This window comes from Klebsiella sp. SWET4 (assembly GCF_024296565.1).
Classification (GTDB): Bacteria; Pseudomonadota; Gammaproteobacteria; order Enterobacterales; family Enterobacteriaceae; genus Klebsiella; species Klebsiella variicola.
This window is the reverse complement of sequence record NZ_JANCOB010000015.1, coordinates 86,936-99,943: the sequence shown is the minus strand read 5'-3', so window position 1 is coordinate 99,943 and position 13,008 is coordinate 86,936. Positions and strand designations below refer to the sequence as shown.

Below are 13,008 nucleotides of genomic sequence, written 5' to 3'. Positions count from 1 at the left end.
ATGTCACTTTGAGTGCCCACACAGATTGTCTGATAAATTGTTAAAGAGCAGTTGCAACGCGGCTTTCAGCTCACCGTTGCGAGGTCCCGTATAATACGTTTTCCTCATGCAGAGTCAAGCGCTTATTTTGCTTTTCTCTGTCGGTTTTCAGCGTTGAACTTCATCGCCGAAACCCTGCTGACCCGGCGGCTTGCTTGCCGTTGTTCCGTGTCAGTGGAGGCGCATTATAGGGAGTTCTGAGACGTTGACAAGCCCTGTTTTCAAAAAATTATTCAACCGTCTCTTTTTTGTGCAAAACGCCCTTAAAGCGGTAATTTTTCCAGCGTTGGGAAACCATAGCGATGCAGAACGGGTAAAAGTTGTTCTGTTTCTGCCGTCAGCGCCATGCAGAATGCTTTATTCTCGTCACTGGACTTCGCATCCGGCGCTTCATGCTCTAACAGCCAGGCGGTGCGGCGGGCAATCGCCGCGCCAGAATCGATAAGCCGCGTGCCCTCCGGCAGAACGCGCTGCAGCTCCTCCTGTAAAAGAGGAAAGTGGGTGCAGCCCAGCACCACCGTATCCGGCGGCTCCTGCATCCGCAGCCACGGGCGCAGGATACGGCGCAGCTCTTCTAACGGCACAGGCTCGCCATGCAGCTTCGCTTCCGCCAGCTCCACCAGCTCCGCCGACCCCAGCATTTCAATCCGACATTCATTGGCAAAGCGGTCGATCAGCTCACGGGTATAAGGACGCTTTACGGTACCGCGCGTCGCCAGCAGGCCAACAATGCCGTTCGCCGTTAAACGGGCGGCGGGCTTGATCGCCGGCACCACGCCAACGACGGGGAAAGCGAACTTTTCACGCAGGGCAGGCAGGGAGACGGTACTGGCGGTATTGCAGGCGATCACCGCCAGCGCCAGGGGATAACGCTGCTGGACAGCGGTGACGATTTCCACAACGCGCTCAACGATAAACTCCTCGCTCTTCTCGCCATAGGGGAAGGCAACGTTATCGAAAGCATAGATGTAATGCAGATTCGGCAGCAGCTGCCGAATCTCATTATAAACCGACAACCCACCGACGCCGGAATCAAACACCAGCACGGTGGGACGTGGATCAGAAGGTGTAGCTGCCAGACAAGGTGTATTCCCGTCCTGCAGATTGGTAGCCATAAACTGTCTCGTAATCTTTATCGAACAGGTTGGCTATTTTACCACGAACTGTCAGGTGTGAGGTGACGGGATACGATAAACCGACATCCCAGAGGCTCAGACCGCCCATTTTGACATCGCGCCCATTGTCGTAGTCATCATCGTAACGCTTGCCGAGGTACTGATACATCACGTTCCAGTCAAGAGCGTAGATCTGTCCGGTCAGTTCATACTTCACTTGTTGCTTCGCGCGGCGATAGAGTACCTTGCCAGTATCATCATCACGCGGATCGACATACTGCAACGTCAGATGATGCTCCACCGGGCCAGTCGTCACGTTCCCCGTCCACTCCAGACCTTTAATCGTGGCTGACTTCACGTTGATATATTGATTGTTTTTATAGTCGATCAGGTTTTGAATCTCATAATGATATGCTGAGATTCGCCAATCCAGCGGCCCCGTTAGCCCGTCAATTCCGGCTTCCCACTGTTTAGATTCTTCCGGCTTCAGGTTTGGGTTGGAAGCAATGCCAGGCCCATAAAACGAAGCAAAACGCGTCGCGCCATATTGCTGACCCAGTGACGGCGCCAGGAATCCGGTACCGTAAGAGAGCGTAGCCCGGTAGCCATCAATAAACTCCCAGCCTGCCGCCGTCTGCCAGGTACCGTGCCATCCGAACTGTTCGTCATGATCCTCACGCCCGGATGCTTCCAGGGTCACACTGTCAATCTGCTGCTGCCCGGTCAGGTAAAGACCGGTGGTATCGCGTTTGTAGGCATCAGACAATGTTGTGCTACTGGAGGTGAGCTTTTCTTGCTTCCAGTCGACGCCGCCACTAATCGCCCCGTGCCCAACCTCAATGTTATTACCCCACTGGATATAGCGCTGTTCCATATCATCCAGGGTGGCGCCCGCGGCATAGCGGCCAGCGTCGCTGCTGTAGTTGTAATCTTTGATGCGCTGATAGTTAGCAATCAGCTGGGAGGAATAGATACCGGAGCTGTAACGCAGACCCGTGTCCCAGGACTGCGTGTAATTCTGTCTTTCATCATTGCCGCCAACATAGCCATACGAGCCCTGATCGTAGTCAGTATTGGCTGTGTAACCATAGCCCCGGAAGAAACCAGAGAAGTTATCGTCAAACTTATGTTGCACACCGCCCAGGAAAAGCTTGTTACGATAGCCATCACGATCGCTGTCGCCGCTGTACGGCGAATTCGGCTGGACGTTAAAACCTTTTGTGGTCTGATAAGCACCAGCTGCAGTCACTACGGTATCGCCAAAACGTTTATTAATGGCGCCGTCATAAGTCTGATAACCGTTACTCCCCATTCCGACGTTAACCTGTGAACGGTCTGAATCGGTCATGGTGATAATGTTCACCACCCCACCGATCGCTCCGGAGCCGTAGACTGCGGAGCGCGGGCCACGGATGTATTCCACCCGCTGGACCAGCGAGATAGGGATCTGACTGATATCTACGCCATTGGAGATCCCCGGACGCGCCATCGGCACACCGTCGATCAGCACCAGCACGTGACGAGCCTCCGTCCCCCGAACATACAGCGAAGCGCTCTGCCCCATGCCGCCGTTGCGGGCAATATCGACCCCAGGAAGACGACGCATGACATCGTTTAAATCTTTGGACTGCCAGCGGTCGATATCATCGCGCGTCACAATGTCGGTCGGCGCCAGCACGGTATTGACCGGCTGTTGAAAACGGTTTGCTGTCACCACTAACGTATCTGAATTGCTATCCTGCGCCCAGCCGGAAAATGCCGTGACGGATAAAGCCGTCATCAGCGAAGCTTTTTTAATCATTGTAAAAGCATCCGAAACAGAAAAAGGATGCCGCTGGTTTTATCAGTTGCTCGCGACGATAAAACCCAGTGCGACGTATTCCGGCAGGTCTTCGGGCTTGGAGGCTGTTTCAAGAAATAATGACTTCCCACGGCTAGCCGCAGTGTCTGCACCGAGTGCGCTCATTTCTCACCTTCCTTACCGCTGCGCGTCAGCCCCAGATTTCCACTGGGTTCCCTTTTAACTCACAGGACCGGTAGGCGAATGCTACAATTAGAATCATATAGATGTCCAGACTGCTAATTATATTTCCCGCCACATTCGAAGCTGGACATCCCCGGCGCTTTCCCTACAATCCCCGCGTACTTATTTTATTCAGGATGCATCATGACCCCCGAACACCTTCCTACCGAACAATACGAAGCGCAGCTGGCAGAAAAAGTCGTCCGTTTGCAAACCATGATGGCGCCTTTTGCCGCGCCGGTTCCGGAAGTGTTTCGTTCGCCGGTCAGCCACTACCGGATGCGCGCCGAGTTCCGTCTGTGGCACGATGGCGACGATCTGTACCATATTATTTTCGATCAGCAGACCCGGTCGCGGATTCGCGTTGACAGCTTTCCGGCCGCCAGCGCGCTTATCAATCAGTTGATGACCGCCATGCTGGAGGGCGTGCGCAACAATCCCGTGCTGCGCCATAAGCTGTTCCAGATTGACTATCTGACCACCCTCAGCAACCAGGCGGTCGTTTCGCTGCTGTATCATAAAAAGCTGGATGATGCCTGGCGTGAGCAAGCGGAGGCGCTGCGTGACGCCCTGCGAGCCCAGGGACTCAATGTGCATCTGATTGGACGGGCGACCAAAACCAAAATCGAGCTCGATCAGGACTATATAGATGAACGTCTGCCAGTTGGCGGGCGAGAGATGATCTACCGTCAGGTGGAAAACAGCTTTACCCAGCCGAACGCGGCCATGAACATTCAGATGCTGGAGTGGGCGCTGGATGTCACCAAAGGGGCGACCGGTGACCTGCTGGAATTGTACTGCGGCAACGGTAACTTCTCGCTGGCGCTGGCGCGCAATTTTGATCGCGTGCTGGCCACCGAAATCGCCAAACCGTCGGTGGCTGCGGCGCAGTACAACATCGCCGCTAACCATATCGACAACGTGCAGATTATCCGCATGGCGGCGGAAGAGTTTACTCAGGCGATGAATGGCGTGCGGGAGTTCAACCGGCTGCAGGGTATCGATCTGCAGAGCTATCAGTGCGAGACCATTTTCGTCGATCCGCCGCGCAGCGGACTGGACAGCGAAACGGAAAAAATGGTGCAGGCCTATCCGCGCATTCTGTACATTTCGTGCAACCCGGAAACGCTGTGCCGCAATCTGGAGACGTTAAGCCAGACGCACAACGTCACCCGGCTGGCGCTGTTCGACCAGTTCCCGTACACCCATCATATGGAATGCGGCGTTCTGCTGACCCGGAAATAGGCCCAAAAAAACCGGCAATGTCATATTGCCGGTTTTTTTTACACCACTGGCGGCTTACTCGGCTGCCGTATTTTTGCGGTTACGCATCTTGTAGCCGATCCAGAAGACCATCGCGACGGACAGAACGGCCGGGAAGAAGTTAGAGCCGATATCCGGGTACTCCGCACGCACGACGGTGCTGTACAACAGTACCCCGAGAATAAAAAAGGCGGCGGCCAGGCCCGGAAGCCCAACGGGCATACTGCGATTCTGATAGCGCTGATGCAGACAGTAGATCGTCAGCAGCAGGGATAAAATCGGGAAGACGGAAAACGGAACTATCGAACTGAACAGCGCCGCAAAGGCGCCATTAATGGATAACCCGGCAATCAGCGCCAGCAGCAGCGTACCTTTATCTTGAACTGAGTGTTTCATTGCTCGTCCTTCACGTTATTCGGAATGATGTGACATTTTTTCTTGTTCACGGCGATACCAGTAATACGCGCCTTTCGAGATCATTCTGAGCTGCAGCACCAACCGTTCTTCCAGCTGCCGGCGCTGTTCAGGGCCGACATCCAGCGCTTCCGCGCCAGCGCTAAAGACGATGGTGACCATAGCTTCAGCCTGCGCTTCGGTGAAGGCGCGCGGCATATGGTTTTCGAGTTCTAAATAGTCGGCGAGTTCCGCGATAAAGTGCTGGATCTCGCGCGCGACGGCGGCGCGAAACGCCGCAGAGGTTCCCGAGCGCTCTCGCAACAGCAAGCGGAAGGCGTTCGGGTTGTTACCGATAAACTCCATAAAGGTGGAGACCGAGGTGCGGATCACGCTACCGCCTTTAGCAATCCGCTGGCGCGCCTGGCGCATCAGCTGGCGCAGCATCAGCCCGCTCTCATCGACCATCGTCAGACCTAACTCATCGACATCGCGAAAATGACGATAAAAGGACGTCGGTGCGATCCCTGCTTCCCGGGCCACTTCACGCAAGCTCAGACTGGCGAAACTCCGCTCAGCGCTAAGTTGGCTGAATGCTGCTTCCACCAGCGAACGGCGGGTTTTTTCTTTTTGTTGTGCTCTTACGCCCATCACGATGTATGAATCCTTCCAATAGCCCTGCTGGCACTATACCAGAGATTAAAACTAATCGGTTTGCACTGGATTGTGAATGATTGTTTACGAGCCGTTTCTGCTTTTATGCCGCAAAAAAGCACAACGATAATTGGGTTAAAGCGCAGCGAATGTTATCATCGTGTTTATTTTATGTATAAAACAGGTGAGTAATGCCATGTCACACTCTTGGGATTATGATGCAATAGTGATTGGTTCCGGTCCTGGCGGCGAAGGCGCCGCCATGGGACTGGTGAAACAGGGAGTACGCGTTGCCGTCATTGAGCGCTACCATAATGTCGGCGGCGGTTGCACCCACTGGGGCACCATCCCGTCGAAAGCCCTCCGCCATGCCGTCAGCCGTATTATCGAGTTTAACCAAAACCCCCTCTACAGCGACCACTCCCGCCTTCTTCGCTCTTCTTTCGCCGACATCCTCAACCATGCCGACAGCGTCATCAACCAGCAGACTCATATGCGCCAGGGATTCTATGAGCGCAACCACTGTGAAATTCTGCAGGGCAACGCGCACTTCGTTGATGAACATACTCTGGCGCTGGAATGCCATGACGGCACGGTCGAGACGGTGACTGCGGAGAAATTCGTTATCGCCTGCGGGTCACGTCCCTACCATCCGGCCGATGTCGATTTCCACCACCCGCGCATCTATGACAGCGATTCGATTCTCAGCCTGCAGCATGAGCCGCGCCACGTGATCATTTACGGCGCCGGGGTGATCGGTTGCGAGTACGCCTCGATCTTCCGCGGCATGGAGGTGAAGGTCGATCTGATCAACACCCGCGATCGTCTGCTGGCCTTCCTCGATCAGGAGATGTCAGACTCGCTCTCTTATCACTTCTGGAACAGCGGCGTGGTCATTCGCCACAATGAGGAGTATGAGAAAATTGAGGGGGTGGATGACGGCGTGATCATGCACCTGAAGTCCGGTAAAAAACTGAAGGCCGATTGCCTGCTGTACGCCAACGGCCGCACCGGCAATACCGACACCCTGGCGCTGGAAAACATCGGTCTGCAGACTGACAGCCGCGGCCAGCTGAAGGTCAACAGCATGTACCAGACCGCCCTCCCGCACATTTATGCGGTTGGCGATGTCATCGGCTATCCAAGTCTGGCTTCTGCCGCCTACGATCAAGGGCGCATTGCCGCCCAGGCGCTGGTGAAAGGCGAAGCCTCGGCGCATCTGATTGAAGATATCCCCACCGGGATCTACACCATTCCGGAAATCAGCTCCGTCGGGAAAACCGAGCAGCAACTGACGGCGATGAAAGTGCCGTATGAGGTGGGTCGCGCCCAGTTTAAACACCTGGCGCGGGCGCAAATCGTTGGCATGAGCGTGGGAACCCTGAAGATCCTGTTCCATCGGGAGACCAAGGAGATCCTCGGCATTCACTGCTTTGGCGAACGCGCAGCCGAAATCATTCACATCGGCCAGGCGATCATGGAGCAGAAAGGTGGTGGTAACACCATTGAGTACTTCGTCAACACCACCTTTAACTACCCGACCATGGCGGAAGCGTATCGGGTTGCCGCGCTGAACGGCTTAAACCGCCTGTTTTAACGCCTTGTCGAAATGGCCATCCATCGTACCGCGGATGGCCTCCGCCAGATGTTCATAGCGGCTGCGCAGCGGGGAGCCGGGACGGTAAACCAGGCCGATGGTTCGTCTTGGCTCTGGCTTAATGCACGGCAGATAGACCACGCCATCGCGTTTTCTTTCCTGCGGTACCGCCAGCGCAGGCAGCAAGGTAATGCCGCTGCCTGCCGCCACCATATTGCGTAGCGTTTCCAGACTGGTCGCCCGGAAGTGGGTATCTTCATCCGCTCCCGCTTCAAAGCAAAAGCCCATCGCCTGATCGCGCAGACAGTGGCCATCCTCCAGCATCAGCAGCTTTTCACCAGCCAGATCCGACATCGGCACGCGGTCGCGGTTCGCCCACGGGTGATCCTCATAGATAGCCAGCATCATCGGCTCATCAAACAGCGGCACCTCGATAAAGGCCTCGCTCTCTTTGACCAGCGCCAGAATGGCGCAGTCGAGCTTACCGCTGTCGAGCTGGGCCAGCAGCTGATGGGTCTGCGCTTCGTGCAGGTACATTTCCAGCTTCGGAAAGGTTTGGTGCAGCATCGGAATGATTTGCGGCAGCAGATACGGGCCAATTGTCGGGATCAAGCCGATGTGCAGCGGCCCGGACATGGTTTCCCCTTGTTGGCTTGCCATCTCCTTGAGCACTTTTACTTCGCGTAACACGGTACGCGCCTGATCCACCAGCAACAGCCCCGCCTGGGTAAACAGAACCTTACGGCTGGTGCGCTCCAGCAGCATGACGCCAAGTTCATCCTCGAGCTTGCGGATCTGTCCGCTGAGCGTCGGTTGGCTCACGTGGCATGAGTCAGCCGCCCGCCGGAAGTGGCGGTGTTCGGCGAGCGCTACCAGGTATTCAAGATCGCGAATATTCATTATTCATCCTCCATCGCCACGATAGTCCATGGCGATAGATAGCATAGCAACGAACGATTATCCCTATCAAGCTTTCTGTTCAATAATACGCCCATAGAGACGGTATACCTGTGAAAATCATTGGCCCGTCACACTGTTTCTCTACCCGAACAACTAAAGCCAACGTGAACTTTTGCGGACCTTGTGTCCGCTTTTTTTTTGCATAAAAAACCCGGCGTCATCAGGCTCGGCCGGGTTCAGAGAGGCGGATGCCAGAGAATTAGCTCAGGCGCGCTTTTGCGTCGCTGATAGCCTGCGCCACCTGCTGCGGCGAAACGCCGCCTTTCGCTGCGCGTTTATCGAGGCAGGACTGCAGAGACAGAATCGGATAAACATCGTCTGCGATGACCGGACTGAATTTCTGCAAATCGACCAGGGGCAGCGCTTCCAGCGGTTTCCCTTGCGCAATGGCTTCGACTACCGCCTCACCAACAATATGGTGCGCTTCACGGAACGGAACGCCTTTTGCCACCAGATAATCTGCCAGTTCTGTGGCGTTGGCATAGCCCTGCTGCGCCGCTTCCGCACAGCGCGGGCGTTTCACCTGGATGCCATCCAGCACCAGGGTCGCCATATGCAGGCAGTCGAGCCAGGTATCCAGGGCGTCGAAAAGCCCCTCTTTATCTTCCTGCATGTCTTTGTTGTAGGCCAGCGGCAGGCCTTTCAGCGTCATCATCATGCCGGTCAACGCGCCCTGCACGCGGCCGCATTTACCACGAATTAATTCCAGCGCGTCCGGGTTTTTCTTCTGCGGCATCAGCGAGGAGCCGGAGGTCACGCGATCAGAAAGTTCGACGAAGTTCGCCTCGCCGGAGTTAAAGAAAATCAGATCTTCAGCAAAGCGCGACAGATGCACCATGCCGATAGACGCATCGGAAAGCAGCTCCAGAACATGGTCGCGATCGGAAACGCTGTCGAGGCTGTTGCGGGTGGCAGAGGCAAAGCCCAGCCAGCCGGCCAGCTGCTCGCGGTCGATTTCATACGCCGTCCCCGCCAGCGCGCCGCAGCCCAGCGGGCTAACGTCGAGGCGCTTCAGCGCGTCCTGCAGGCGGCTTTCGTCACGCGCCAGCATTTCAACATAGGCCAGACACCAGTGTGCGAACGTCACTGGCTGGGCACGCTGCAGGTGAGTGTACCCCGGCATCACCGCGTCCTGGTTATGCTGGGCAGTCTCCACCAGCGCGCTCTGCAGCTGGCGGTTCGCCGACAGCAGTTCGACAACGGTATCTTTGCACCATAGTTTAAGATCGGTGGCGACCTGGTCGTTACGGCTGCGCCCGGTGTGCAGTTTCTTGCCCAACTGGCCCACTTTATCGATCAGCTTGCCTTCCACCCAGCTGTGAATATCTTCGGCATCGCTGGCGAGAATTTGCTGCGGATTGGCGCGCACCTCTTCCAGCAGCACGTTCAGCGCTTCTTCCAGCTGCTGCTGTTCAGCGGCACTCAGAACGCCGACCGTTACCAGCGCTTTCGACCAGGCGACAGAGCCAACGATATCCTGCTCCGCCAGACGATAGTCGAAGCGCAACGAGTCGTTGAACTGTTTGAACCGTTGATCTGCTGCCTGTGTAAAACGCCCGCCCCAAAGTGCCATAACATGCTTCCTTTATTCGTTAGTTCTGCCGGCGACATTGTGCCGCCCGGCCTACAGTCTGTAAGTCCGGCAGACGACGCGCCGCCGGGCATGAAATCTTAAGCCAGAATACGTGTGCCGATCGGCGTGCCGTTAAATAACGCTGGCAGCTGCTCGGCGTGACGCCAGGAGGCGATATCCACCGGACGGCCCAGGGCACGTGCGGCGTCAAGGGCCGCATTCACTTTAACAATCATGCCGTCAGTGATAATGCCCTGCTCGATCAGCTGCTCCGCTTTCTCGGCGGTCATCTCGGCAATACGCTGTCCTTTACCGTCGAGGATACCGCTGACATCAGACAGCAGGATCAGATCCGCCCCCAGGGTGGCCGCCAGTGCCGTCGCCGCCTGGTCAGCATTGACGTTCATCAGCTGGCCTTCATCGGTCACCCCGATAGAGCTCACCACCGGCAGGTAACCGCCCGCCAGCAGGGTGTTGATCAGCGCCGGGGAGCCCGGCTGCGCCAGCCCGACATGGCCCAGCTCGGCATCCAGCTGCGTGACCTTCACGCTATCGCCATCGCCGAGGAACAGGCCTACCGAGGAAATACCATGTTTTTTCGCCCATGCCAGCAGCGTTTTGTTGGCGGTTCCCGCCAGCGCGCCGGTAATGATGTCAATCTGATCGGCAGGCGTAACCCGCAGGCCATTTTTCTTTTTCACCGGCAGATTAAGCTGCTTCATCAGCTCATCCACCACGCAGCCGCCGCCATGGACGATAATCAGCGGGCGCTGGTGCGCTTCACGGTAGTTAACCAGCGCGGTAAACAGGCGCTCCAGCGCCTCTTCGCTATCGAGTAATACGCCGCCGAGTTTGATAATTAATGGGTTCATCATCACACCTTAAATAAGAGACTGCGTCTCAGCGAAGCCGAAACGAATATTCGCGCACTGCACTGCCTGCGCTGCGGCGCCTTTCAGCAGGTTATCTTCAACCGCGACGACGATGAGATGGTCGTCCTGCACGGCAAAACCGATATCACAGAATGGCAGACCCTCGACGCTTTTCAATGCGGGTACGCCTTTATCATATAAACGTACCAGCGGTTTATCGGCGTAAGCTTTCTGGTAAACCGCTGCGATCTGCGCGTGGCCGACGCCCGGCTTCAGGCGGCAGGTAATGGTTTCAAGGATGCCGCGCTTAAAATTACCCAGGTGCGGGGTAAAAATCACCTTTGCCCCGAGGTGGCTGGCAATCTCCGGCTGATGGCGATGGTTAAATATGCCGTATGGCTGCAGGCTCACTTCACAGAAGCTATTGCCGATCGCGGCTTTACGACCCGCGCCGCTCACCCCGCTGGTGGCGTTGATCACCGGCCACTGGTTCAGATCCAGCAGATTGGCCTCAATCAGCGGCTTCAGCGACAGCTGCGCCGCCGTCGGATAGCAGCCAGGCACCGCGATTAACTGCGCTTCTTTAAGCACATCCGCGCTCCACTCCGCCAGACCATACACCGCCTGTTTGAGCAGGTCGGGATGTTGATGAGTGAAACCGTAATATTTTTCGTAGAACGCCCCATCGTTAACGCGGAAGGCACCGGAAAGATCGAACACCACGCAGCCGGCGGCAAGGAACTGCGGCGCCAGGTCGTGACTCACTTCGTGCGCGGTGGCGAGAAACACCACGTCCACGCCAGCGCTGAATTCGCTGATATCGGACATCGGCTGCAGAGGCATATCGACAATGCCTTTGAGCTGCGGATGCAGGTCGGAAATTAATTTTCCCGCATCATTGCTTTGCGCGGAGACCGTCAAAGCGGTTATGTTCATATGCGGATGACGATTGATATAGGTCACCAGCTCTGCGCCGGCATAACCACTGGCACCCACAATCAGCGTATTTAACATTGGAAGCGCATCTCCTTACATTCGATGGGTTTTCTTACGCTCAACGATATTGTATTTTTATTCACAATAAATGCATGAATATTGATACTATCACGACCCAAGGTGTGTCAACAATGAAAAACAATTTACCGCCCTTTATCGAGATTTACCGCGCGTTGATCGCCACACCGTCCATCAGCGCGACCGAAGAGGCTCTCGATCAAAGCAATGAGTCTTTAATCAATTTGCTGGCAGGCTGGTTCCGCGATCTCGGCTTCAATGTTGAGATACAGCCGGTGCCGGATACGCGCCATAAATTCAACCTGCTGGCCAGCACCGGACACGGCGCCGGCGGCCTGCTGCTCGCCGGGCATACCGATACCGTGCCATTCGATGATGGCCGCTGGACGCGGGATCCGTTCACCCTCACCGAACACGATAACAAGCTCTACGGCCTCGGCACGGCTGACATGAAAGGCTTCTTCGCCTTTATTCTCGACGCCCTGCGCGATGTCGACGTCACCACGCTGAAAAAACCGCTGTATATTCTGGCCACCGCCGACGAAGAGACCAGCATGGCCGGCGCGCGCTATTTTGCCGAAACCACCCAGCTGCGCCCGGACTGCGCCATCATCGGCGAGCCCACCTCCCTGCAGCCGATCCGCGCCCACAAAGGACATATGTCCAACGCGATCCGTATTCAGGGCCAGTCCGGCCACTCCAGCGATCCGGCACGCGGAGTTAACGCGATTGAGCTTATGCACGACGCCATCGGCCGCATTATGCAGCTGCGCGATCTGCTAAAAGAGCGCTACCACTTCGAGGCGTTCACGGTCCCTTACCCAACCCTCAACCTGGGCGCTATCCATGGCGGCGATGCCTCAAACCGCATCTGCGCCTGCTGTGAACTGCATATGGATATCCGCCCGCTGCCGGGGATGACCCTCAACGATCTTAATGGTCTGTTGGGCGAGGCGCTGGCGCCCGTCAGTGAGCGCTGGCCGGGCCGCCTGACGGTCTCAGAGCTGCACCCGCCGATCCCCGGCTACGAATGCCCGCCGGACCATAAGCTGGTCCAGGTGGTTGAGAAACTGCTCGGCGCGCAGACCGACGTGGTGAACTACTGCACCGAAGCGCCGTTTATCCAGACGCTATGTCCGACGCTGGTTCTCGGCCCGGGTTCCATCAATCAGGCCCATCAGCCTGACGAGTATCTGGAGACGCGCTTTATCAAGCCGACCCGGGAGCTGATTAGCCAGGTGGTCCACCACTTCTGCTGGCACTAAAATCGCCCTCTTTTTCCGCCCCGTTCTCCCGGGGCGGAACGGTGACGATCGTCACATTTCCATAAGCGATGCTTATCCAGCGCCCCCTGAATTAAATTTCGCAAATTACGGCGATTTACTCGTTTGCTGAAGCGATTTCGCAGTAATTGACGTGGGGGTATTTACGTGGCTTTATAAAAGACGGGTTGCTTATCCGTTGCTCACGTTCCAGCGCAGCGGATATAACAAAATAAAATGAGA

The 13,008-nt window shown here is 56.2% G+C and carries 11 protein-coding genes and 1 riboswitch; of the genes, 3 read left to right on the top strand and 8 right to left on the bottom strand.

From position 1 onward, the window contains the following. Positions 1 to 302 precede the first annotated feature (302 nt). Both murI and btuB read right to left on the bottom strand, forming a co-directional pair. Positions 303 to 1,154 carry a glutamate racemase gene (gene murI, locus NKJ21_RS24740; protein WP_008807849.1) on the bottom strand — a complete coding sequence of 284 codons (852 nt, stop codon included), beginning with the start codon at positions 1,152 to 1,154 and terminating at the stop codon, positions 303 to 305. Then, positions 1,099 to 2,955 (bottom strand): TonB-dependent vitamin B12 receptor BtuB, encoded by a 1,857-nt coding sequence (gene btuB, locus NKJ21_RS24735; protein ID WP_039102696.1) that lies wholly within the window; start codon positions 2,953 to 2,955, stop codon positions 1,099 to 1,101. The genes murI and btuB overlap by 56 nt, the downstream gene beginning before the upstream one ends. A gap of 64 nt (positions 2,956 to 3,019) precedes the next feature. Then, positions 3,020 to 3,207: riboswitch (cobalamin riboswitch) on the bottom strand. Positions 3,208 to 3,321: 114 nt separating this feature from the next. Here btuB and trmA point away from each other — a divergent pair. Further along, a complete protein-coding gene (gene trmA, locus NKJ21_RS24730) occupies positions 3,322 to 4,422 on the top strand; it encodes a tRNA (uridine(54)-C5)-methyltransferase TrmA (RefSeq protein ID WP_004203692.1) in 1,101 nt (366 codons plus the stop codon). A 54-nt stretch (positions 4,423 to 4,476) separates the two neighbouring features. On the opposite strand, the gene NKJ21_RS24725 is transcribed toward trmA, so the two are convergent. Together NKJ21_RS24725 and fabR are read right to left on the bottom strand one after the other, a co-directional pair. Next, positions 4,477 to 4,836 (bottom strand): YijD family membrane protein, encoded by a 360-nt coding sequence (locus NKJ21_RS24725; RefSeq protein ID WP_008807851.1) that lies wholly within the window; start codon positions 4,834 to 4,836, stop codon positions 4,477 to 4,479. Positions 4,837 to 4,851: 15 nt separating this feature from the next. Further along, positions 4,852 to 5,487 (bottom strand): HTH-type transcriptional repressor FabR, encoded by a 636-nt coding sequence (gene fabR, locus NKJ21_RS24720; RefSeq protein ID WP_004151856.1) that lies wholly within the window; start codon positions 5,485 to 5,487, stop codon positions 4,852 to 4,854. A 196-nt stretch (positions 5,488 to 5,683) separates the two neighbouring features. Between fabR and sthA the strand changes: the two genes are divergently transcribed. Next, positions 5,684 to 7,084, top strand: coding sequence for a Si-specific NAD(P)(+) transhydrogenase (gene sthA / locus NKJ21_RS24715; protein WP_008807852.1), 1,401 nt, complete (start codon positions 5,684 to 5,686; stop codon positions 7,082 to 7,084). Here sthA and oxyR read toward each other — a convergent pair. The 4 genes from oxyR to argC all read right to left on the bottom strand — a co-directional run bounded on the left by oxyR (position 7,067) and on the right by argC (position 11,503). Further along, positions 7,067 to 7,984: a DNA-binding transcriptional regulator OxyR gene (oxyR, locus tag NKJ21_RS24710; protein ID WP_008807853.1), complete on the bottom strand. Its 918-nt coding sequence runs from the start codon at positions 7,982 to 7,984 to the stop codon at positions 7,067 to 7,069. The two genes, sthA and oxyR, sit on opposite strands and share 18 nt — an antisense overlap. 259 nt (positions 7,985 to 8,243) lie before the next feature. After that, on the bottom strand, positions 8,244 to 9,617 hold the full coding sequence (argH, locus tag NKJ21_RS24705; RefSeq protein WP_012543258.1) for an argininosuccinate lyase: 1,374 nt from the start codon (positions 9,615 to 9,617) through the stop codon (positions 8,244 to 8,246). Between the two features lie 98 nt (positions 9,618 to 9,715). Beyond that, positions 9,716 to 10,492 (bottom strand): acetylglutamate kinase, encoded by a 777-nt coding sequence (gene argB / locus NKJ21_RS24700; RefSeq protein WP_086070891.1) that lies wholly within the window; start codon positions 10,490 to 10,492, stop codon positions 9,716 to 9,718. A 6-nt stretch (positions 10,493 to 10,498) separates the two neighbouring features. Then, a complete protein-coding gene (argC, locus tag NKJ21_RS24695) occupies positions 10,499 to 11,503 on the bottom strand; it encodes an N-acetyl-gamma-glutamyl-phosphate reductase (RefSeq protein WP_110193388.1) in 1,005 nt (334 codons plus the stop codon). Between the two features lie 113 nt (positions 11,504 to 11,616). Here argC and argE point away from each other — a divergent pair, with 113 nt between their 5' ends. Continuing rightward, on the top strand, positions 11,617 to 12,768 hold the full coding sequence (argE, locus tag NKJ21_RS24690) for an acetylornithine deacetylase (protein WP_012969211.1): 1,152 nt from the start codon (positions 11,617 to 11,619) through the stop codon (positions 12,766 to 12,768). Positions 12,769 to 13,008: the final 240 nt, after the last annotated feature.